The organism is Salipiger bermudensis (assembly GCF_017309175.1).
Lineage (GTDB): Bacteria > Pseudomonadota > Alphaproteobacteria > Rhodobacterales > Rhodobacteraceae > Salipiger > Salipiger bermudensis.
In genome coordinates, this window is record NZ_JAEKJV010000001.1 from 194,669 (window position 1) to 212,565 (window position 17,897).

A 17,897-nucleotide genomic window follows, 5' to 3' on the forward strand; every position below is an offset into this window, starting at 1 on the left:
ATGAAGCTCGTTCTCGGTTCCGGCAGCCCGCGCCGGCGTGAGTTGCTCGCGCATCTGGGCGTGGTGCCTGCCGATATCCGCCCCCCCGATATCGATGAGGACCCCCGTCGCGGCGAGCTGCCGCGGCCCTATTGCGTGCGTCTCGCCCGCGAGAAGGCGGAGGCCATCCCTGCCGCCGCGGACGAGGTCGTGCTCTCTGCCGACACAACCGTGGCGCTGGGCCGGCGAATCCTAGGCAAGCCCGAGGACGAGAAGCAGGCGGCCGAGTTCCTCACCGCGCTGTCCGGGCGCCGTCACCGGGTGATCACCGCCGTCGCGGTGCGCCGGGGCGCCAAGGTCTGGGAGCGCGACGTGGTCACGCAGGTGAAGATGAAGAGCCTCTCCAACGAGGAGCTCAACGCCTATCTGCAAAGCGGCGACTGGCACGGCAAGGCCGGGGGCTACGGCATCCAGGGGATGGCCGGTGCCTTCATCCCGTGGATCGGGGGCAGCTTCACCGCCGTGGTGGGTCTGCCGCTCGCCGAGACCGCGAATCTGCTTCAAGCGGCCGGGTTCCCGCTCTACAAGTCGGCCCCATGAAGGGACGAACCATAGCATTGGACGAGCTCGACGGGACGGAAGCGGCAGCGCTGATCGTCGACGGCCAGCTCCATGATCTGCTCATCGACAGCGACCATCCGCGTCCGGGCACGATCTATCGCGCCGTGGCCCTGCGCCCGGTGAAGGGGCAGGGCGGCATGTTCCTGCGCACCCCGGACGGCAACGCCTTCCTGCGGCAGGTCAAGGGGCTTGCCCCCGGCGACGCTCTGCTGGTGCAGGTCACCGGATTTGCCGAGCCCGGCAAGGCCATCCCGGTCACCACGCGGCTGCTGTTCAAGTCGCGCTATGCCATCGTCACCCCGGGCGCGCCGGGCCTCAACGTCTCACGCCAGATCAAGGATGACGATCTGCGCGACACGCTGCTGGGCGTCGCGCACGAGGTGATGGAGGGCGATCACGGGCTGATCCTGCGCTCCTCCTGCGCCACCGGCGATCCCGACGACATCGCCGAGGATATCGCCGCCATGGTGCAACTCGCGGCGCAGGTGATGGCCGACGCAAGCGGCGAGCCCGAGACGCTGGTCGAGGGCGACGGCCCGCATGCGCTGGCGTGGCGCGAGTGGGACAGCGACGATGTCGACGGCAAGCCCGGCAGCTTCGAGCGCCACAACGTGCTCGACGCGCTCGAGGATCTGCGCTCGCCGATGGTCGCGCTCCCGGGGGGCGGTTCGATGTGCATCGAGCCCACCCGCGCGCTGGTCGCCATCGACATCAACACCGGCAACGACACCTCGCCCGCCGCCGGTCTCAAGGCCAACATGGCGGCGCTGCGCGAACTGCCGCGCCAGCTGCGCCTGCGCGGGCTTGGCGGTCAGATCCTCGTCGATCCGGCCCCGGCGCCCAAGAAGGACCGTCGCCAGATGGAGCAGGTGCTGCGCGCCGCGCTCAAGCAGGATGCCACCGAGACCATCCTTGCCGGCTGGACCCAGCTTGGTTTGATGGAGCTGCAGCGCAAGCGCGAGCGCATGCCGCTGCGCGAGGTTCTGTCATGAGCTGTCCGATCTGCGGCAAGCCGACCGAGGCGAAATACCGTCCGTTCTGTTCCGGGCGCTGCGCCGATATCGACCTCGCGAAATGGGTCTCGGGCAGCTACGCCATCCCGTCCACCGATCCCGAGGATATCGAGGAGGCCATCGAGGCCGCCGAGAAGGCCCGGCAAGAGGAAACCAAGCATTGACCCCCATCACCCCCGAGCTGCTCACCGAGATCCGGTCGAAATTCGCCCATGTGGAGGCCTGCCCCTTCACCGGGCCGCGGGTGTTCTTCGAGAATGCCGGCGGCGCGCTGACGCTGAATTCCGTGGTCGAGACCTCGGCCCGCTTTGCGGCGATCCCCGACAACCAGGGCCGCGACAACCCCGCCTCCGCCGCGCTCGGCGAGATCATCGCCAAGGCGCGCGAGGACGCGGCGACCTTCTTCAACGCGCCCGGCGGCAAGGTCTTCGTGGGTGAGAGCGGCACCGAGCTGCTGTTCCGGCTCATCGCCGATGCCTGCCTCGGCACGCCCGAGGGCATCGTGCTGGGCTCCACGGTCGAACACCCGGCCTCGCGCAGCGCCTGTGCCCGCTGGGCCGAGGTGGCGGGCAAGCCTCATGTGCTGGTCGCCCATGACGACGCCACCGGCGTCGTGACGCCCGAGGCCTATGCGGAGGCCGTCACCGAGGACACCCGCGTGGCAACCATCCTGCACACCTCGCCGGTCACCGGCATGGGCATGGACGTGGCGGGCATCGCGAAGGCGATCCGTGCCAAGGCGCCCGAGGCGCTGATCATCGTCGACGGCATCCAGCACGCCTGTCACGGTGGCATCGACATCGCCTCCTACGACATCGACGGCTATGTGGTCTCGCCCTACAAGGTATTCTCGCGCCACGGCTACGGCGTGGCTTGGGCCTCCGACCGGCTCAGCGCGCTGCAACATGACGCGCTGGTGGGCGGCCCTCAGGGCAACTGGGAGCTTGGCACCCGCGACACCGGCGCCTATGCGACCTTCTCGGACGTGGTCGAGTATTTCGAATGGCTCGGCAGCCGGGTGTCCGACGCCACCGACCCGCGGGCGCGGATCGAGGCGGCGGGCCGTGCGATCCATGGCCACGAGGCGGCGCTCACCAACGCCATGCTGCACGGAACCGGCAACCTGCCGGGGCTCGCAGAGATGGAGGGCGTCAGCATCGTCGGCGGCACCGACAACCCCGCCCGCGAGGGGCTGGTGAGCTTCTACGCCGCAGGGCGTGCGTCGCCGGAGCTAGTTTCGGCGCTGTCGGAGCACGGCATCCGTACCCACACCCGCAAGGCGGATCACTACTCGGGCAACATTCTCACGCCGCTCGGCCAGTCCGACTGCGTGCGCGTGTCGCTGGCGCATTACAACACCGAGGCCGAGGTCGCGGCCTTCCTGTCAGCGGTGAAGCGGATCCTCGGCTGAGCGCTGGCCCCGCGGTGGCATGGGGGCGCTGCCCCCGCCGCGGCAAGCCGCGACTCCCCCGAGGTATTTGACAACCAGAGAAGGGCAGGAGCGCGGCGCTCCTGTCTTCTCTTCGTCAAAAATACTCCCGCCGGAGGCATCTGCCGGTGACGCAGGTGCTGCTGCTTGAGTAGGGCGGCGCGCCGGGGTCAGGTGCGAAAGCGCAGGATGGCGCGGCGGTTGCCACGCAGCGCCTCAATTTCCACGCGCGGCGCGGCGCGGCGGAGAAGCCGGTCGACCCTGTCCGGATCGGTGACGGCGCGGCCGTCGATCGTCAGCAGGATATCACCGCGGCGCAGGCCGATCCGGCCAGCATAGGGGCCAGGATCGGTGACCACGACGCCTTCGGCAGCCATCGGCAGATCAAGCTCCGTGGCCACCGCCGGGTTCATCCGCGCCAGCGACAGGCCCGGCAGCACGGCGCGGTCGTCCAGCGTCACCGCATCGCGCGGCGGCGTTTCGGGGGCGGCGATCATCTCGACCTCGGCCTCGCGCCGTTCGCCGTCATGCAGATAACGGATGTGGGCCACGTGGCCGAGCCCGGCCACTGACATGCGGTAGATCATCTCGGGCGGCGTGTTGACCGGCTGGCCGTCCACCGCCAGCACCACGTCGCCGACCCCGAGCCCCGCCTTGGCGAACGGGCTCTCGGCGTGGATGGCGGCGATCAGCACGCCGCCGGGCAGGCCGAGCCCGAGGCTCTCCGACAGGTCCGCGTCCACCGGCTGGCCGGTCATCCCGGCCCAGGGCCGGGCGAAGCCGTCATTGCCGGCGCGGGCCTGCTCGACGAACTGGGCCACCAGCGCCGAGGGAATGGCGAAGCCGATGCCGTTGGAGCCGCCCGAGCGGGTCAGGATGGACGTGTTGACCCCGATGAGGTCGCCGTTCACGTCGATCAGCGCGCCGCCGGAATTGCCCGGGTTGATCGGCGCATCGGTCTGGATGAAGTAGCCACGCGCGTTGCCGGTGGCGGTGCCGGAGCGGGCCAGCCCCGAGACGATGCCCGAGGTCACCGTCTGGCCCACGCCGAAGGGGTTGCCGATCGCCAGCACCAGCTCGCCCACCTCGACCGTGTCGCTGTCGCGCAGCGCCAGATACGGCATGTCGCCGGCGCCCTCGAGCTTGAGGATGGCGAGATCGGACTCCTCGTCGCCGAGCAGCACGGTTGCGGCGTATTCCTCGCCGGTGTTGAGCACCACGCGGATGTCGGTGGCCTGCCCCACCACGTGGTAGTTCGACACCACGATGCCGTCGTCCGAGAGGATCACGCCCGAGCCCAGCGAGTTCTGCACCCGCGGCCGGCCGCCGAACTCGCGGAACAGGTTGCCGAAGAGCGGATCGCCCGCGAAGGGACTGCGGGTCTCTACGGTGCGGCGGGCGTAGATGTTCACCACTGCCGGCGTCGCCTGCTTCACCAGCGGCACGAAGCTGAGCGAGATCTCGGCCTGGCTCTCGGGCACCCTTGTCTCGGCAGGGGAGGCGCTGGGGGCGAGGCATAGGGTGAGGGCGGCGAGCGCTGCGACGACGGTGCGAAGCATGGTATGATCCTCCTGTGCTGACCGGATATGCCCGCGCGCGCCGACGGTTTCAAGACTATGAGACGGAACGCGAAAAGCGCTGTCTGCGTTGTCTGGGCACAACCGAGGAAAGGAGGATCCCATGGCCGAGCGCTACAGATCCGAGGACGGTCGCCGCGAGACCGAAGAGTATATCGACAGCACCGAGACCCCCGACCAGCAGGGCCGCGCCGGCGGCGCGACCGAGCGGCAAGTGGGCACGCGCGACCTGCTCAAGCGGGCCGAGCAGGACCGGCCGGGCGTCACGCGGGTGCGCAAGTCGGAAGAGAAACAGAGCGACTGAGGAGAGGACGATGACCGAACTGAAAAAGGGCACCTGGGTGGTCGTGACCGACAGCGAGAAGGCGTTGTTCCTGCGCAATCTCACCGATCACGATGACCCCAACCTCGACGTGTTCGACGAAGAGGAGCAGGAAAACCCCTCTGACCGTGAGCAAGGCGCCAACAAGCCGGGCCGGATGCACGACACCGGGATGGGGCACCGTTCGTCGATGGACGACACCGACTGGCACGAACTGCAGAAGGAGCGCTTTGCCGCGGATCTGGCCGAGCATCTCTACGAGGAGGCGCACAAGGGCGCATTCGACGAGCTGGTGCTGGTGGCCTCGCCGCAGGTTCTGGGCGATCTGCGCCGCGAGATGCACAAGGAGGTCGCTGCCAAGGTGGTGGCCGAGGTGCCCAAGACCCTGACCAATCATCCGGTCGACAAGATCGAGTCGCTGGTCAAGAAAGAGCTCGACGCCGCCTGAGCGGCTGATACCGGGCAACAAAAAAGGCGCCGCAGATCTCTGCGGCGCCTTTCTTTTGGTCGTGGGTCGCGAGGATTACTCCTCTGCGGCCTCGAGCTCTGCGAGGCGGGCCTTGTCGGCTGCGCCCTTGGCGTCGACATCGCGGTCGACCAGCTCGATGATCGCCATCGGCGCCATGTCACCGTAACGGAAGCCGGCTTTCAGCACGCGGCAGTAGCCGCCCGAACGCTCGGCGTAGCGCGGGCCAAGCACTTCGAACAGCTTCGCGACGTCCTTGTCCTGCTTCAGCTGGGCGGCAGCCTGACGGCGGGCGTGCACGTCGCCGCGCTTGCCGAGGGTGATCAGCTTGTCGATGACGCGCTTGAGTTCCTTGGCCTTGGGCAGGGTGGTCTTGATCTGCTCGTGCTCGATCAGCGAGCCGGCCATGTTTGCCCACAGTGCCTTGCGGTGCTCGTGGGTGCGGTTGAGGCGGCGGTAGCCTTTTGCGTGACGCATGTCTCTTTACTCCGATTTGCCCTCTACGGGCGGTTTTGCTTTGTCAGGCGGCCCATGCGTTGCGGACCGCTCACCTTGGGGCAGATGCCCGGATCCCCTTGCGGGGAAGGAACGGGGCGCCCTCTCACCGCGCCCCGTTCCTTGTCTCTGAGAGGCTCTTAGAACTGGTCTTCGAGCTTCTTGGCGAGATCTTCGATGTTGTCCGGCGGCCAGTCCTCGACATCCATGCCGAGGTGCAGACCCATGGAGGACAGCACTTCCTTGATCTCGTTCAGCGACTTGCGGCCGAAGTTCGGGGTGCGGAGCATCTCGGCTTCGGTCTTCTGGATCAGGTCGCCGATATAGACGATGTTGTCGTTCTTCAGGCAGTTCGCGGAGCGCACCGACAGCTCGAGCTCGTCCACCTTCTTGAGAAGGAGCGGGTTGAACTCGAGGCCATCGTCCTCGTCCTGACGGCCAGCCGCTTCGGGCTCGTCGAAGTTGACGAAGATCGACAGCTGATCCTGCAGGATGCGGGCGGCAAAGGCGATCGCGTCCTCGGGCGTGACCGAACCGTCGGTTTCCACCTTCATGGTCAGCTTGTCGTAGTCGAGAACCTGGCCCTCACGGGTCGGCTGCACCTCGTAGGCGACGCGCTTGACCGGCGAGTAGATCGCGTCGATCGGGATCAGGCCGATGGGCGCGTCTTCCGGCTTGTTCTTGTCGGCAGAGACGTAGCCCTTGCCGGTGTTCACCGTGAGCTCGACATAGAGATCCGCACCATCGTCGAGGTGGCAGATCACATGATCCTTGTTCAGCACCTCGATGCCGGCGGTCTCGGCGATGTCACCTGCGGTGACGGCGCCCGGGCCGGTGGCGTTGATCGACAGGCGCTTGGGGCCTTCGACTTCCATGCGCAGCGAGACGCCCTTGAGGTTCAGGACGATGTCGGTGACATCTTCGCGGACGCCCGCGACGGAGGAGAATTCGTGCAGCACGTTGTCGATCTGCACGCTGGTGATGGCCGCACCCTGAAGGCTCGACAGCAGCACCCGGCGCAGCGCGTTGCCCAAGGTCAGACCGAAGCCGCGCTCGAGCGGCTCGGCGACGACGGTGGCCACGCGGCTCGGGTCGGCGCCGGGGCGAACCTCCAGCTGGGTCGGCTTGATCAGTTCAGCCCAGTTCTTGTGGATCATGCGTCCCTCCATTCCTGTCCGTGCCCCATGTCCAAAGGCTCAGACGCCCGAGGTTGAAATGACGTAAGGCGGGGCCCCGCACGACGGCAGGGCCCCACCTTGTTGTAACGATAGATCAGACGCGGCGGCGCTTCGGCGGGCGGCAGCCGTTGTGCGCGATCGGCGACACGTCGCGGATCGACGTGATGTTGAAGCCTGCGGCGGCCAGCGCGCGCAGGGCCGATTCACGGCCCGAGCCGGGGCCCTGGACTTCGACTTCCAGCGTCTTCACGCCGTGTTCCTGCGCTTTCTTGCCGGCATCTTCTGCGGCCAGCTGAGCGGCGTAGGGGGTCGATTTCCGCGAGCCTTTGAAGCCCATGGTGCCGGCGGACGACCAGGAGATCGCATTGCCTTGCACGTCCGAGATCAGGATCTTGGTGTTGTTGAACGAAGAGTTCACATGCGCCACACCTGCGGCGATGTTCTTGGAGACCTTCTTCTTGCCTCCGCGACGGGTATCACGTGCCATATCGAGTAGCCTCCCTTACTTCTTCTTGCCGGCGATCGGCTTCGCGGGGCCCTTGCGGGTACGCGCGTTGGTGTGGGTCCGCTGACCGCGGACGGGGAGGTTGCGGCGGTGACGCAGGCCACGGTAGCAGCCGAGGTCCATCAGGCGCTTGACGTTCATCTGAACTTCGCGGCGCAGGTCACCTTCGACGGTGAAGTTGGCGTCGATGTGCTCACGGATGGCGAGGACTTCGGTGTCGGACAGCTCGTTGACGCGACGGGTCGCATCGATGTTCACGGCCTCGCAGATCTGCTGAGCCGAGGTGTGTCCGATACCGGTGATGTAGGTGAGGGCGATCGGCACCCGTTTGTTGGTCGGGATGTTGACGCCGGCGATACGTGCCAAATCTCTGTTCCTTTTCGTTGCGGTTCCGTAGTGCCAGAACCTTTTTTCACAACATGAGCCCGAGGCGAGATCGCCGTCGGGCTGTCCGCTGATGAGGTGATCTGCGGTAGGGGAGCGACCCACCCCGCAAACATTGATTCTCTGATAGAGATGCGGGTGGGTATGAGGATTCGGAGCAAGGGTCAACCCCAATGTCGGAACCTCGCGCCGCACCGGCGCGTTTGTCCGGATATGACGACAGAGAACCACATCTCCCGCCCGAGCACGGGGTCTGATCCCGATATGATCACCCAGATGCTCTATACAAGTATGTCGCGACATCCGCGAGGCCATTCGTCCGATTACGACATTCTCCAGGAGGCGATGCGAAACAATCGCTCCGGCGGTGTGACGGGCTATCTCCTGCGCGACACGGACCGCTTCTGCCAAGTGCTGGAAGGGCCGCAGCGCGTGCTTGAAAGCCTCTACAACCGCATTCATTTCGATCCGCGGCATTACCAGATCGTGCTGCGGATGCAGCGTGAGGTCCGGGAGCGCAGCTTCCTTGGCTGGTCGATGGGCTACGGCAGCCTGTCGGCGGAGGACAGCGCGGTGCTGGAACGCAGCTTCGCCGGGCCACCCAAGGCCGTCCTGCTCGCATTCGGCAAGGTCGGTCGGATTGCTGGTGTCTCGGGCTGACCGCGTGCAGGGGGCGTCACCGCAAACCCGCAAGCGCCGGGTCTGAGAGAGTGTCGCTGGCATGAGTTCGGGAGAGGGCGCGGCCGTCGTCAAAACGAAAAAGGCGGACCCTGGGGCCCGCCTTTGTCTTGTATTGGTCAGCAGCGATCAACTGTCGAGCTTCGCTCCCAGTGCCGCCTTGACCTCGTCCATCGAGGCCATGCCGTCGATGCGTGAATACATGCCCTTGGCATAGTAGTACCCAATCAGCGGCGAGGTCTGCTTGTAATACTCCATCAGGCGCTTCTTGAGGCTCTCGGCATTGTCGTCGGCGCGCGGCTTTTCACCTGCGGCGATGGCAGCCTCGGCGCGCCCCACGATGCGGTCCACCAGCGCCTCGTCGTTGACGCGCAGCTCGATCACCTTGTCGAGGCTCTGGCCCATCTCGGTCAGAAGTTCACCCAGCGCGTCCGCCTGCTTCAGCGTGCGGGGGAAGCCGTCGAAAATGAAGCCCGATGCCTTGGTGGTCTGCAGCTTCTCGCGGATCAGGCCGATGACGATCTCGTCGGTGACCAGCTCGCCCGCATCCATGATCGCGGCGACACGCTTGCCCATCTCGCTGCCCGAGGCCTTCGCCTCGCGCAGCATGTCCCCGGTGGAGAGCTGGACCATGCCACGCTCCTCGACGAGAAATCCGGCCTGTGTGCCTTTGCCGGCGCCCGGCGGTCCAAGAAGAATGATGTTCATCGGCGTGCAGGTCCCCTCCGCTTGCGGGTCTTACTCTTACCGCGGAGCTGCGACTTCTGAATAAGACCTTCGTATTGATGTGCCAGCAGATGGCTCTGGATCTGCTGAATGGTGTCCATGGTCACCGATACCACGATGAGAACCGATGTCCCGCCGAAATAGAACGGGATCGCGTACTGCGAGCGCAGGATCTCGGGCAGGAGGCAGACCGCGGCGAGATAGGCCGAGCCGACGACCAGGATCCGGTTGACCACGTATTCGAGGTGATCGGCGGTGCGCTTGCCGGGGCGGATGCCCGGGATGAAGCCGTTCTGGTTCTTCAGGTTGTCGGCCACGTCATCGGGTTTGAACGACACGTTGAAGGTGTAGAAGTAGGCGAAGAAGACGATCATCGCGGCGAAGAACAGCAGGTAAAGCGGCTGTCCGGGGCCGAAATAGGCAAGGATCGTCGACATCACCGGACCGCTCGAGCCAGCCTGGCTGAAGGTCGCGATGGTGGTCGGCAGCAGCAGCAGCGAGGAGGCGAAGATCGCCGGGATCACGCCCGCCGGGTTGACCTTGACGGGCAGGTGCGACTGCTGCGCCTCGGTCATCTTCATGCCGACCTGGCGGCGCGGGTACTGAATGGTGATCTTGCGCAGCGCGCGTTCCATGAACACCACGAACATGATCACCGCGATGACCATGACGATGACCCCCACGATGATCGCCGGGCTCATGGCGCCGGAGCGGCCGGAGGCGAAGAACTGTGCCAGTGCGGCGGGGATCTCGGCCACGATGCCGACGAAGATGATCAGCGAGATGCCGTTGCCGACGCCGCGGGCGGTGATCTGCTCGCCCAGCCACATCAGGAACATGGTGCCGCCGACCAGCGTGATCACCACGGCGGCGCGGAAATACCAGCCCGCCTCGTGGGCCAGGTCGCCGGCCTCGAGCGACACCGCAAGGCCGTAGGCCTGAAACAGCGCCAGAAGCACCGTGCCGTAGCGGGTGTACTGGTTGATCTTCTTGCGGCCCTGCTCACCCTCTTTCTTGAGCTGCTCGAGCGCCGGCACCATGGCCGCGAGGAGCTGCACGATGATCGAGGCCGAGATGTAGGGCATGATGCCGAGGGCGAAGATGCCCATGCGTCCCAGCGCGCCGCCGGTGAACATGGAAACCATGCCGCCGATGCCCTGGCCGGCCTGCTCCATGAAGTCGCGGAGCGCGCCGCCGTCGATTCCGGGGACGGGGATGAAGGTGCCCAGCCGGTAGACGATCAGAAGGCCGAGGGTGAATAGGATGCGGTTGCGAAGGTCAGTGGCCTTCCCAAGCGCCGCCCAACTGGTGTTGGCGGCCATTTGTTCCACAGCGGATGCCATGCGGGTCCTCTCGAAGGCAGAACGCCGCCGGAAGCGCTTTCCGGCTCCGGCGGCGTTCGTGGAAAACGTGGGGTCCTATGTAAGCGGCAGTCTCACCGCTCACAACCCGCTTATTCTGCGGCCGCCGCGGTCGTGACCTTGAGAGCGCCGCCGGCTTTCTCGACTGCCTCGACGGCGGATTTCGACGCGCCGGTGGTCTCGATGGTCAGGGCGGTGGTGACGTCACCCTTGGCGAGCACGCGGATGCCGTCGAGCTTGCGGCGCACGAGGCCCGATGCCACGAGGCTGTCCTCGGTGATCGATGCCGCGTCGAGCTTGCCTGCGTCGACGAACTTCTGGATCAGGCCGAGGTTGACGACAGCGTAGCTCTTGCGGTTCGGCTTGTTGAAGCCGCGCTTGGGCAGACGCTGGTAGAGCGGCATCTGGCCGCCTTCGTAGCCGTTGATGGCCACACCCGAACGCGATTTCTGACCCTTGATACCACGGCCACCCATCTTGCCTTTGCCCGAACCCGGGCCGCGGCCGATGCGCTTTTTGGACTGGACGGCGCCAGGATTGTCGCGAAGTTCATTCAGTTTCATGTCGCTTCTCCATTGCCGGATGTGACCCCGAAGCGAACGGGCCAACCACGGCGTTTATTGGTTTTCTGAATCAGTGGCGCAAGGCCACCGAGGGCCTGTACCCCAGAGGCCGGTACAAAGCAAGGGCGCCGGCGCGCCCTTGAGGTGCCAGCGGCGCCCATGCCCGAAGGCACCGCGGCGTCTTCCGCCGGCCTGCCTCCGGCGGGAGTATTTTTGACGAAGAGAAGCCAGGGGCGCGGCGCTCCTGGCTTCTCTGGTTTCAAAATACCTCGGGGGTGAATTGGCGCGCAGCGCCAAGAGGGGGCAGCGCCCCCGCCTTGTCACGGACCAGGGCGGGCGGTCAGTCCGCGCCCTTTTCCAGAGCGTCGAGCCGGGCCTTCAGCGCCTCGTTCTCTTCGCGGGCCTTCTGCGCCATGGCGCGGACCGCGTCGAACTCTTCGCGGGTGACGAAATCGCGATCGGCCAGCCAGCGGTCGATCATCGACTTCATCGCCGTCTCGGCCTCGTCCCTGGCGCCCTGTGCCACGCCCATGGCGTTGGTCATCAGCTGCGAGATGTCGTCGAATACCTTGTTGCGGGTCTGCATGGGTGCTCCTGATACGATGTTGTCATCAATATGGGCCCTGCAGCCGCCGGCCTCAAGGTTGACTTCGCCGCCAAAGCGACGGCACTCATGCGGCCATGAAAGCCGCCCTGCAATTCCCCTCGCTCTCGCCCGAACTGTTCTCGATCTCGATCGGCAGTTTCGAGTTCGCCCTGCGCTGGTACGCGCTGGCCTATATCGCCGGCATTCTGCTCGGCTGGCAGCTCGCCGCGGCGGCGCTGCGCCGCGTCCGGCTCTGGCGCGACGAGAGTCCGCCGATGAGCACGGAGCAGCTCGAGCAGCTGCTGACCTGGGTGATCCTCGGCATCATCCTCGGCGGACGGCTGGGCTTCGTGCTGTTCTACCAGCCGGCCTATTACCTCTCCAATCCCGGCGAGATCCTGATGATCTGGCACGGCGGCATGTCGTTCCATGGCGGGCTGCTGGGGGTGATCGTGGCGGCGCTCGGCTTCTGCCTGAAGCATGGCATCCGCCTGATGCCCACCGCCGACCTGATGGCGCTTGCCGTGCCGCCGGGGTTGCTGCTCGGGCGGATCGCCAACTTCGTCAATGCCGAGCTCTGGGGCCGGCCCACTGATCTGCCCTGGGGCGTGATCTTCCCCGGTCAGGCGGCGCAGGCCTGCGGCCAGACCGCGGGGGAGCTTTGCGCCCGTCATCCCTCGCAGCTCTACGAGGCCGGGCTCGAGGGGCTGATCCTCGGCGCCGTGCTGATCTGGCTGGCCTTCGCGCGCGGCGCGCTCAAGCGGCCCGGCATCGTGGTGGGGACCTTCTTCGCGGGCTATGGCCTCGCGCGCTTCATCGTCGAGTTCGCCCGCCAGCCCGATGCGCAGTTCGTCTCGCCGGGCAACCCGCTGGGGCTGGCCTTTCAGGTGGGCGGCTTCGGTCTCACCATGGGGCAGATCCTGTCGCTGCCGATGATTCTCATCGGCGTGGCGCTGCTGGTCGCGGCGAGGCGGCGGGCATGAGCCCGCTCGAGGAGATCTTGCACCGGCGCCTCGCCGCCGAGGGGCCGATGACCATCGCCGAATACATGGCCACCTGCCTCGGCCATCCGCGGTACGGCTATTACCCGACGCGTGACCCGCTGGGCGCGGCGGGGGATTTCACCACCGCGCCCGAGATCAGCCAGATGTTCGGCGAGCTTCTGGGGCTATGCCTTGCGCAGTGCTGGCTGGAGCAGGGGCGGCCATCGTCCTTCGTGCTGGCCGAGCTGGGGCCGGGGCGGGGCACGCTGATGGCCGACGCCACCCGCGCCATGCGCGGCGTGCCGGGCATGCTCGAGGCGGCGCGTCTGCACCTGGTCGAAACCTCGCCACGCCTGCGCGACGAGCAGCACCGCAGGCTCGCACCGCTGATGCCGGTCTGGCACGACAGCGTGGCGAACCTGCCCGAGGCGCCGCTCTACCTGCTTGCCAACGAGTTCTTCGACGCGCTGCCGATCCGCCAGTTCCTGCGCTCTGGCGAGGGCTGGTGCGAGCGCGTGGTCGGCCTCGCGGAAGGGCGGCTCGCCTTCGGCCTCACCGAGCCCGCGCCGCACGGCGAGCTTGAACACCGGCTTGCCGACACGCGCGAGGGCGACCTTGTCGAGACCTGCGCCCCGGCCACCGGCATCGCCGAAGACATCGGCCGTCGCATCGCGTCGCAGGGTGGCGCGGCGCTGATCGTCGACTACGGCAGCGCGCGCAGCCTCGGCGACACCTTCCAGGCGGTGCGCCGGCACGACAAGGTGTCTCCGCTCGACGCCCCGGGCACGGCCGACCTCACCGCGCATGTGGACTTCGGCGCGCTTGCCACCGCCATGCCCTGCGCCACCACCACGCTTACGCCGCAGGGCGTCTTCCTGGAGCGGCTGGGCATCACCGACCGCGCGCGCGCGCTTGCGGCACGGCTCAGCGGAGCGCAGCTTGACAGCCACGTCGCCGCACATCGCCGGTTGACGCACCCCGAGGAAATGGGTTCGCTGTTCAAGACACTCGGGGCCTTCCCGGAAGGCGCAGCCCCACCGCCCGGACTACTGGACACATGACGCTTGAGATCATCACTTCGCAAAGCCTCGTTCCCCTGAGGCATGGTTTCTTCACCCGCAAGGGCGGGGCCTCGTCAGGGGTGTTCGCGGGTCTGAACTGCGGCAACGGCTCGTCGGACCAGTCCGAGATCGTGGCGATCAACCGCGCCCGCGCCGCCGATGCGATGGAGGTGCCGGTCGGGCAGCTGGTCAATGTCCATCAGACCCATTCCTCGAAGGTGGTTGTGGTCGAGGGGCCGCATGACGGGCCGGCGCCCGAGGCCGACGCCATGGTCACGGCCACGCCGGGGCTGGCGATCGCGGTGCTCACCGCCGACTGTCAGCCGGTGTTGTTGGCCGATGCCGAGGCCGGCGTGGTCGGGGCAGCCCATGCGGGCTGGCGCGGGGCCATCGACGGCGTGCTGGAAGAGACCGTGGCCGCCATGGTCGGGCTCGGCGCAACGCGTGAGCGTATCCGCGCGGTGATCGGCCCGAGCATCAGCCAGCGCGCCTACGAGGTCGGGCCGGAGTTCTTCGAGACCTTCATGAGCGTGGATCCGGTGAACGGCCGTTTCTTCGCAGGGGGCGAGGGCGACCGGATGCATTTCGATCTGCCGGGCTTTGGCCTGCACAAGCTGCGCGAGGCCGGGGTCGAGGCGGAATGGACCCGTCACTGCACCTATTCCGACCCGCAGCGCTTCTATTCCTTCCGCCGCTCGGTGCACGAGCGCGAGGCGGATTACGGTCGGCTGATCTCGGCGATCCGGCTCTGATCTTCGTTTCGGAAACAAACGCGCCAGGCCCCTGAAATTGTCCGCGCTTTGTCAAAAAGGCGCCCCAATCTCCCGTCATGGTCTGAACAAGCCCGCAGCTTGGACGCTGCAGTACAGGCGAGAAAAAGACCGAGCAGGAGCAGTGTCATGAAAAAGCCGAGCCGTTTCATCAAGTCCGCCGTCGCAACCGCAAAGTCGGTGGAGATGGAGCTTCCCTGGGCGCGCGGCGCGCGCCGGGACGCGGCCATCGCGCGCCGCAAAGGTCAGGCCCCGGTTCTGAGGCGGGCCTGAATCCCGATCCCGATTCGCCTCGGTTTTGGCCAGTTTCGGCGAATTGACCCCTGCCAAGGGGACAATCATCAGTGTTTGACCGGATTGATCGCGATAATTCGGTCAAATCCGGTTAAATTTTGACATACCCGGGGCATTGGGTCCTATCTGTCATCATTCGTTTTACAACAGTCCTTCTGTTGTTGTTGGTGGGGGCCAACACGGTTGTGACCAGTCCTTTAAGGGGTGTTCACGTGTCTAGTCTTAACCAGTCCTTCGAATCCGCAACCCGGTCGGTTTCTCTTCAGATTCCCCGCAAACCCGTGTCGCACCGCGCCGAACCGCGCCCGCGCCGCAGCTCTGCGCTGATGCGCAAGTACGAGACCTCGGCGCTGATGCCCGATCTCTCGATTTCATTCAAAAGCCAGATCGCCCCGGCCCAGCCGCTCTTCGAAGAGGCCTGCACCGCCTTCGCGCGTGGCACGCTGATTCCCACTGTGCGCGGCCCGGTCGCCATCGAGGATCTGCTGCCCGGCGATTACGTCGAGAGCAGCGCCGGCGCGCAGCCGGTCACCTGGATCGGGTCGACCACCTATGTGCCTGGCATTCCGGACGATGCCACGACGCTGGCCTCGCTGTCGCGCATCACCGCCGACAGTTTCGGCCCCGGCCGCCCGATGGTCGACGTGCTTGTCGGACCGGCGGCGCACATGGTGATGCGCCGCGACCGGTTGAAATCGCTGATCGGTCGCGAGACCGTTCTGGTGCCGGTGGCGGATTTCGCCGACGGCGACCGCATCGTCGAAGTGACGCCGGTGGGCTCGGTGCAGCTCTACCACCTGATGCTTGGCCGCCACGCCACCATGCGGATCGGCGGTATCGAGATGGAGAGCTATCACCCTGGCAAGTCGCTCGTTCGTTCGATGGGCGAGAGCACCGCAGCGCTGTTCCTGTCGCTGTTCCCGAATATCGGACAGGCCGAGGATTTCGGCGAGCTCAGCCTCACCCGCACCACGCGCGAGGTGATCGACAGCTTGACCTCTCTCTGATCCGAAGCGGCGGCCTCAGGCGGAGCGGCTCAGCCGCTCCTCCAGCACGTCGAACGGCACGCCCGGCTCGTCCTTGGCGCCACGGATCACCAGCGAGGTCTTCACGCTGCCGACATTCTCGGCGGTGAGCAGATCTCCGGTCAGGAAGCTCTGAAAGGTCGAGAGGTCGGGAGCCACGCATTTCAGGATGAAATCAACCTCGCCGTTGAGCATGTGGCACTCGCGTACGAGCGGCCAGTTGCGGCAGCGCTCTTCGAAGGCGCGCAGATCGACCTCGGCCTGGCTCTGCAGGCCGACCGAAGCGAAGACCTGAACCTCGAAGCCCAGTTCGCGCGGATCGACATCGGCGTGGTAGCCGCGGATGAAGCCCTGTTCCTCGAGCGTGCGCACCCGGCGCAGGCAGGGCGGGGCGGAGATCCCGACACGTTTGGCGAGCTCGACATTGGTCATGCGGCCATCGGCCTGCAGCTCCGCCAGAATCTTGCGATCGATCGGATCGAGCCGGTTCCCGGGCATCGTCATACCTCTTTTGATTTCGCGATTGTTATACCACCCCGGCGGCGTGGCGCAATAAAGTTTCACTCTAGCGAAAGAATATTAAGCGCTCATGCGCAGAGGCGCTGATTATTCCATCATGACACTGTCAGGTTGAGGTGGCCGCCCTGGCGACCGTTGGCGCGAACATCTGTTCGGCTGCGAGCGGCGGGGTGGTTCCGCCGCCTTATGCCGCGCTGCCGCGGAAACGGCAAGCGCTTCGAGGCGGGGCTTTCGCTGCCGGGGCAAGCCGACTATATGAGCGCGAAACGCTTTGTCCGAGGATTGTCCCATGTCCGATACCCGCCACACCAAGGTCCTGATCATCGGCTCCGGCCCGGCCGGCTACACCGCCGGTGTCTACGCCTCGCGCGCCATGCTCGAGCCGATCCTCGTGCAGGGGCTCGAGCCGGGCGGTCAGCTGACCACCACCACCGAGGTCGAGAACTGGCCGGGCCACACCGAGGTGCAGGGCCCCGAGTTGATGGTCAACATGGAGGCGCATGCCCGCGCCATGGGCACCGAGATCATCGGTGACATCATAACCAAGCTCGACCTCGACGTGCGTCCCTTCGTGGCACATGGCGACAGCGGCACCACCTACACCGCCGACGCGGTGATCCTTGCCACCGGCGCGCGCGCCAAGTGGCTGGGTCTCGAGTCCGAGGAGGCCTACAAGGGCTTCGGCGTCTCGGCCTGCGCCACCTGCGACGGTTTCTTCTACCGCGGCCAGGAAATCGTGGTGGTCGGCGGCGGCAACACCGCCGTAGAAGAGGCACTGTTCCTGACCAACTTCGCCAGCAAGGTGACGCTGATCCACCGTCGCGATGAGCTGCGCGCCGAGAAGATCCTGCAGGACCGCCTGCTCAAGCACGAGAAGATCGTGCCGCTCTGGCACCACGCGCTCGAGGAAGTGGTGGGCGAGGACAGCCCCAAGGGCGTCACCGCGGTGCGCGCCAAGAACGTGCAGACCGGCGAGATCACCGAAATTCCCTGCAAGGGCGTCTTCGTCGCCATCGGCCACGCGCCGGCCAACGAACTGGTCAAGGACGTGCTCGAGACTCATATGGGCGGTTACGTGAAGACCCAGCCCGACAGCACCGCGACCTCGATCCCCGGCGTTTTCGCGGCCGGCGACCTGACCGACCACAAGTACCGCCAGGCGGTGACCAGCGCCGGCATGGGCTGCATGGCGGCGCTGGAGGCCGAGCGCTGGCTGGCGGAGCAGGGCGTCGATGAGGGCAAGGATGTCTCCGAGCCGCTGGGCTACGGCGCCGAAAACCCGGTCGCCGGCTGAGCCGCAAGGACTGCGAACTCTGCAAGGGGCGTGCCGCTGGCGCGCCCCTTCTTCGTTTCAGCCCTGTT

General features: G+C 66.4%; 23 protein-coding genes. 13 read left to right on the plus strand and 10 right to left on the minus strand.

Annotation, left to right across the window (positions count from 1 at the left end):
- Genes JF542_RS00970 through JF542_RS00985 form a run of 4 tightly spaced genes read left to right on the plus strand, consistent with a single transcriptional unit; the run spans window position 1 to window position 3,024 of the window.
- The gene (locus tag JF542_RS00970; protein ID WP_207074394.1) at window positions 1–579 is read left to right on the plus strand and encodes a Maf family protein; all 579 of its coding nucleotides are present in this window, start codon (window positions 1–3) and stop codon (window positions 577–579) included.
- Complete coding sequence (locus JF542_RS00975) at window positions 576–1,592, plus strand: ribonuclease E/G (protein WP_207074395.1); 1,017 nt, start codon at window positions 576–578, stop codon at window positions 1,590–1,592. The genes JF542_RS00970 and JF542_RS00975 overlap by 4 nt, the downstream gene beginning before the upstream one ends.
- Complete coding sequence (locus JF542_RS00980) at window positions 1,589–1,777, plus strand: DNA gyrase inhibitor YacG (protein WP_007792562.1); 189 nt, start codon at window positions 1,589–1,591, stop codon at window positions 1,775–1,777. Before JF542_RS00975 ends, JF542_RS00980 begins: the two co-directional genes overlap by 4 nt.
- Window positions 1,774–3,024 (plus strand): aminotransferase class V-fold PLP-dependent enzyme, encoded by a 1,251-nt coding sequence (locus JF542_RS00985; protein ID WP_207074396.1) that lies wholly within the window; start codon window positions 1,774–1,776, stop codon window positions 3,022–3,024. Before JF542_RS00980 ends, JF542_RS00985 begins: the two co-directional genes overlap by 4 nt.
- Window positions 3,025–3,212: 188 nt before the next feature.
- Here the strand turns inward: JF542_RS00985 and JF542_RS00990 are convergent, their stop codons facing one another.
- Entirely contained in the window at window positions 3,213–4,601 is a 1,389-nt protein-coding gene (locus tag JF542_RS00990; protein ID WP_207074397.1) for a trypsin-like peptidase domain-containing protein, read from the minus strand.
- 121 nt (window positions 4,602–4,722) lie between these two features.
- Here JF542_RS00990 and JF542_RS00995 point away from each other — a divergent pair, with 121 nt between their 5' ends.
- Complete coding sequence (locus JF542_RS00995) at window positions 4,723–4,923, plus strand: hypothetical protein (protein ID WP_007792551.1); 201 nt, start codon at window positions 4,723–4,725, stop codon at window positions 4,921–4,923.
- Between the two features lie 10 nt (window positions 4,924–4,933).
- On the plus strand, window positions 4,934–5,389 hold the full coding sequence (locus JF542_RS01000; protein WP_007792549.1) for a host attachment family protein: 456 nt from the start codon (window positions 4,934–4,936) through the stop codon (window positions 5,387–5,389).
- A gap of 75 nt (window positions 5,390–5,464) precedes the next feature.
- On the opposite strand, the gene rplQ is transcribed toward JF542_RS01000, so the two are convergent.
- From rplQ to rpsM, 4 genes are all read right to left on the minus strand, one after another.
- Window positions 5,465–5,884: a 50S ribosomal protein L17 gene (gene rplQ / locus JF542_RS01005; protein ID WP_007792547.1), complete on the minus strand. Its 420-nt coding sequence runs from the start codon at window positions 5,882–5,884 to the stop codon at window positions 5,465–5,467.
- A gap of 158 nt (window positions 5,885–6,042) precedes the next feature.
- Window positions 6,043–7,059 carry a DNA-directed RNA polymerase subunit alpha gene (locus tag JF542_RS01010; protein ID WP_007792545.1) on the minus strand — a complete coding sequence of 339 codons (1,017 nt, stop codon included), beginning with the start codon at window positions 7,057–7,059 and terminating at the stop codon, window positions 6,043–6,045.
- A 115-nt stretch (window positions 7,060–7,174) separates the two neighbouring features.
- Window positions 7,175–7,567, minus strand: a complete 393-nt coding sequence (rpsK, locus tag JF542_RS01015) for a 30S ribosomal protein S11 (protein ID WP_007792543.1) — start codon at window positions 7,565–7,567, stop codon at window positions 7,175–7,177.
- Between the two features lie 15 nt (window positions 7,568–7,582).
- Window positions 7,583–7,951, minus strand: a complete 369-nt coding sequence (gene rpsM, locus JF542_RS01020) for a 30S ribosomal protein S13 (protein WP_007792541.1) — start codon at window positions 7,949–7,951, stop codon at window positions 7,583–7,585.
- Window positions 7,952–8,233: 282 nt separating this feature from the next.
- Between rpsM and JF542_RS01025 the strand changes: the two genes are divergently transcribed.
- Window positions 8,234–8,629: a BLUF domain-containing protein gene (locus JF542_RS01025; protein ID WP_207074398.1), complete on the plus strand. Its 396-nt coding sequence runs from the start codon at window positions 8,234–8,236 to the stop codon at window positions 8,627–8,629.
- A gap of 147 nt (window positions 8,630–8,776) precedes the next feature.
- Here JF542_RS01025 and JF542_RS01030 read toward each other — a convergent pair whose 3' ends face one another.
- The 4 genes from JF542_RS01030 to JF542_RS01045 all read right to left on the minus strand — a co-directional run bounded on the left by JF542_RS01030 (window position 8,777) and on the right by JF542_RS01045 (window position 11,883).
- Complete coding sequence (locus JF542_RS01030; RefSeq protein WP_007792534.1) at window positions 8,777–9,355, minus strand: adenylate kinase; 579 nt, start codon at window positions 9,353–9,355, stop codon at window positions 8,777–8,779.
- Window positions 9,352–10,716: a preprotein translocase subunit SecY gene (secY, locus tag JF542_RS01035; RefSeq protein WP_040544269.1), complete on the minus strand. Its 1,365-nt coding sequence runs from the start codon at window positions 10,714–10,716 to the stop codon at window positions 9,352–9,354. The genes JF542_RS01030 and secY overlap by 4 nt, the downstream gene beginning before the upstream one ends.
- 110 nt (window positions 10,717–10,826) lie before the next feature.
- Entirely contained in the window at window positions 10,827–11,297 is a 471-nt protein-coding gene (gene rplO, locus JF542_RS01040) for a 50S ribosomal protein L15 (RefSeq protein WP_007792530.1), read from the minus strand.
- A gap of 340 nt (window positions 11,298–11,637) precedes the next feature.
- Window positions 11,638–11,883, minus strand: a complete 246-nt coding sequence (locus tag JF542_RS01045; protein ID WP_007792528.1) for an accessory factor UbiK family protein — start codon at window positions 11,881–11,883, stop codon at window positions 11,638–11,640.
- Between the two features lie 95 nt (window positions 11,884–11,978).
- On the opposite strand from JF542_RS01045, the gene lgt reads away from it, so the two are divergent.
- The 5 genes from lgt to JF542_RS01070 all read left to right on the plus strand — a co-directional run bounded on the left by lgt (window position 11,979) and on the right by JF542_RS01070 (window position 15,998).
- Entirely contained in the window at window positions 11,979–12,866 is an 888-nt protein-coding gene (gene lgt, locus JF542_RS01050; protein WP_207074399.1) for a prolipoprotein diacylglyceryl transferase, read from the plus strand.
- On the plus strand, window positions 12,863–13,927 hold the full coding sequence (locus JF542_RS01055; protein ID WP_207074400.1) for a class I SAM-dependent methyltransferase: 1,065 nt from the start codon (window positions 12,863–12,865) through the stop codon (window positions 13,925–13,927). The genes lgt and JF542_RS01055 overlap by 4 nt, the downstream gene beginning before the upstream one ends.
- A complete protein-coding gene (gene pgeF, locus JF542_RS01060) occupies window positions 13,924–14,679 on the plus strand; it encodes a peptidoglycan editing factor PgeF (RefSeq protein ID WP_207074401.1) in 756 nt (251 codons plus the stop codon). The genes JF542_RS01055 and pgeF overlap by 4 nt, the downstream gene beginning before the upstream one ends.
- A 147-nt stretch (window positions 14,680–14,826) precedes the next feature.
- Window positions 14,827–14,970, plus strand: a complete 144-nt coding sequence (locus JF542_RS01065) for a hypothetical protein (RefSeq protein ID WP_207074402.1) — start codon at window positions 14,827–14,829, stop codon at window positions 14,968–14,970.
- 233 nt (window positions 14,971–15,203) lie between these two features.
- The gene (locus JF542_RS01070; protein WP_224887286.1) at window positions 15,204–15,998 is read left to right on the plus strand and encodes a Hint domain-containing protein; all 795 of its coding nucleotides are present in this window, start codon (window positions 15,204–15,206) and stop codon (window positions 15,996–15,998) included.
- Between the two features lie 15 nt (window positions 15,999–16,013).
- Here the strand turns inward: JF542_RS01070 and JF542_RS01075 are convergent, their stop codons facing one another.
- Window positions 16,014–16,514, minus strand: a complete 501-nt coding sequence (locus JF542_RS01075; protein ID WP_007792516.1) for an Lrp/AsnC family transcriptional regulator — start codon at window positions 16,512–16,514, stop codon at window positions 16,014–16,016.
- Between the two features lie 310 nt (window positions 16,515–16,824).
- Here JF542_RS01075 and trxB point away from each other — a divergent pair, with 310 nt between their 5' ends.
- A complete protein-coding gene (gene trxB / locus JF542_RS01080; protein WP_007792515.1) occupies window positions 16,825–17,829 on the plus strand; it encodes a thioredoxin-disulfide reductase in 1,005 nt (334 codons plus the stop codon).
- Window positions 17,830–17,897 lie beyond the last annotated feature (68 nt).

Coding starts and splice junctions, on each gene's coding strand:
- JF542_RS00970 (WP_207074394.1), top strand. CDS start 1: ATGAAGCTCGTTCTCGGTTCCGGCAGCCCGCGCCGGCGTGAGTTGCTC.
- JF542_RS00975 (WP_207074395.1), top strand. CDS start 576: ATGAAGGGACGAACCATAGCATTGGACGAGCTCGACGGGACGGAAGCG.
- JF542_RS00980 (WP_007792562.1), top strand. CDS start 1,589: ATGAGCTGTCCGATCTGCGGCAAGCCGACCGAGGCGAAATACCGTCCG.
- JF542_RS00990 (WP_207074397.1), bottom strand. CDS start 4,601: ATGCTTCGCACCGTCGTCGCAGCGCTCGCCGCCCTCACCCTATGCCTC.
- JF542_RS00995 (WP_007792551.1), top strand. CDS start 4,723: ATGGCCGAGCGCTACAGATCCGAGGACGGTCGCCGCGAGACCGAAGAG.
- JF542_RS01000 (WP_007792549.1), top strand. CDS start 4,934: ATGACCGAACTGAAAAAGGGCACCTGGGTGGTCGTGACCGACAGCGAG.
- rplQ (WP_007792547.1), bottom strand. CDS start 5,884: ATGCGTCACGCAAAAGGCTACCGCCGCCTCAACCGCACCCACGAGCAC.
- JF542_RS01010 (WP_007792545.1), bottom strand. CDS start 7,059: ATGATCCACAAGAACTGGGCTGAACTGATCAAGCCGACCCAGCTGGAG.
- rpsK (WP_007792543.1), bottom strand. CDS start 7,567: ATGGCACGTGATACCCGTCGCGGAGGCAAGAAGAAGGTCTCCAAGAAC.
- JF542_RS01025 (WP_207074398.1), top strand. CDS start 8,234: ATGATCACCCAGATGCTCTATACAAGTATGTCGCGACATCCGCGAGGC.
- JF542_RS01030 (WP_007792534.1), bottom strand. CDS start 9,355: ATGAACATCATTCTTCTTGGACCGCCGGGCGCCGGCAAAGGCACACAG.
- secY (WP_040544269.1), bottom strand. CDS start 10,716: ATGGCATCCGCTGTGGAACAAATGGCCGCCAACACCAGTTGGGCGGCG.
- rplO (WP_007792530.1), bottom strand. CDS start 11,297: ATGAAACTGAATGAACTTCGCGACAATCCTGGCGCCGTCCAGTCCAAA.
- JF542_RS01045 (WP_007792528.1), bottom strand. CDS start 11,883: ATGCAGACCCGCAACAAGGTATTCGACGACATCTCGCAGCTGATGACC.
- lgt (WP_207074399.1), top strand. CDS start 11,979: ATGAAAGCCGCCCTGCAATTCCCCTCGCTCTCGCCCGAACTGTTCTCG.
- JF542_RS01055 (WP_207074400.1), top strand. CDS start 12,863: ATGAGCCCGCTCGAGGAGATCTTGCACCGGCGCCTCGCCGCCGAGGGG.
- pgeF (WP_207074401.1), top strand. CDS start 13,924: ATGACGCTTGAGATCATCACTTCGCAAAGCCTCGTTCCCCTGAGGCAT.
- JF542_RS01065 (WP_207074402.1), top strand. CDS start 14,827: ATGAAAAAGCCGAGCCGTTTCATCAAGTCCGCCGTCGCAACCGCAAAG.
- JF542_RS01075 (WP_007792516.1), bottom strand. CDS start 16,514: ATGCCCGGGAACCGGCTCGATCCGATCGATCGCAAGATTCTGGCGGAG.
- trxB (WP_007792515.1), top strand. CDS start 16,825: ATGTCCGATACCCGCCACACCAAGGTCCTGATCATCGGCTCCGGCCCG.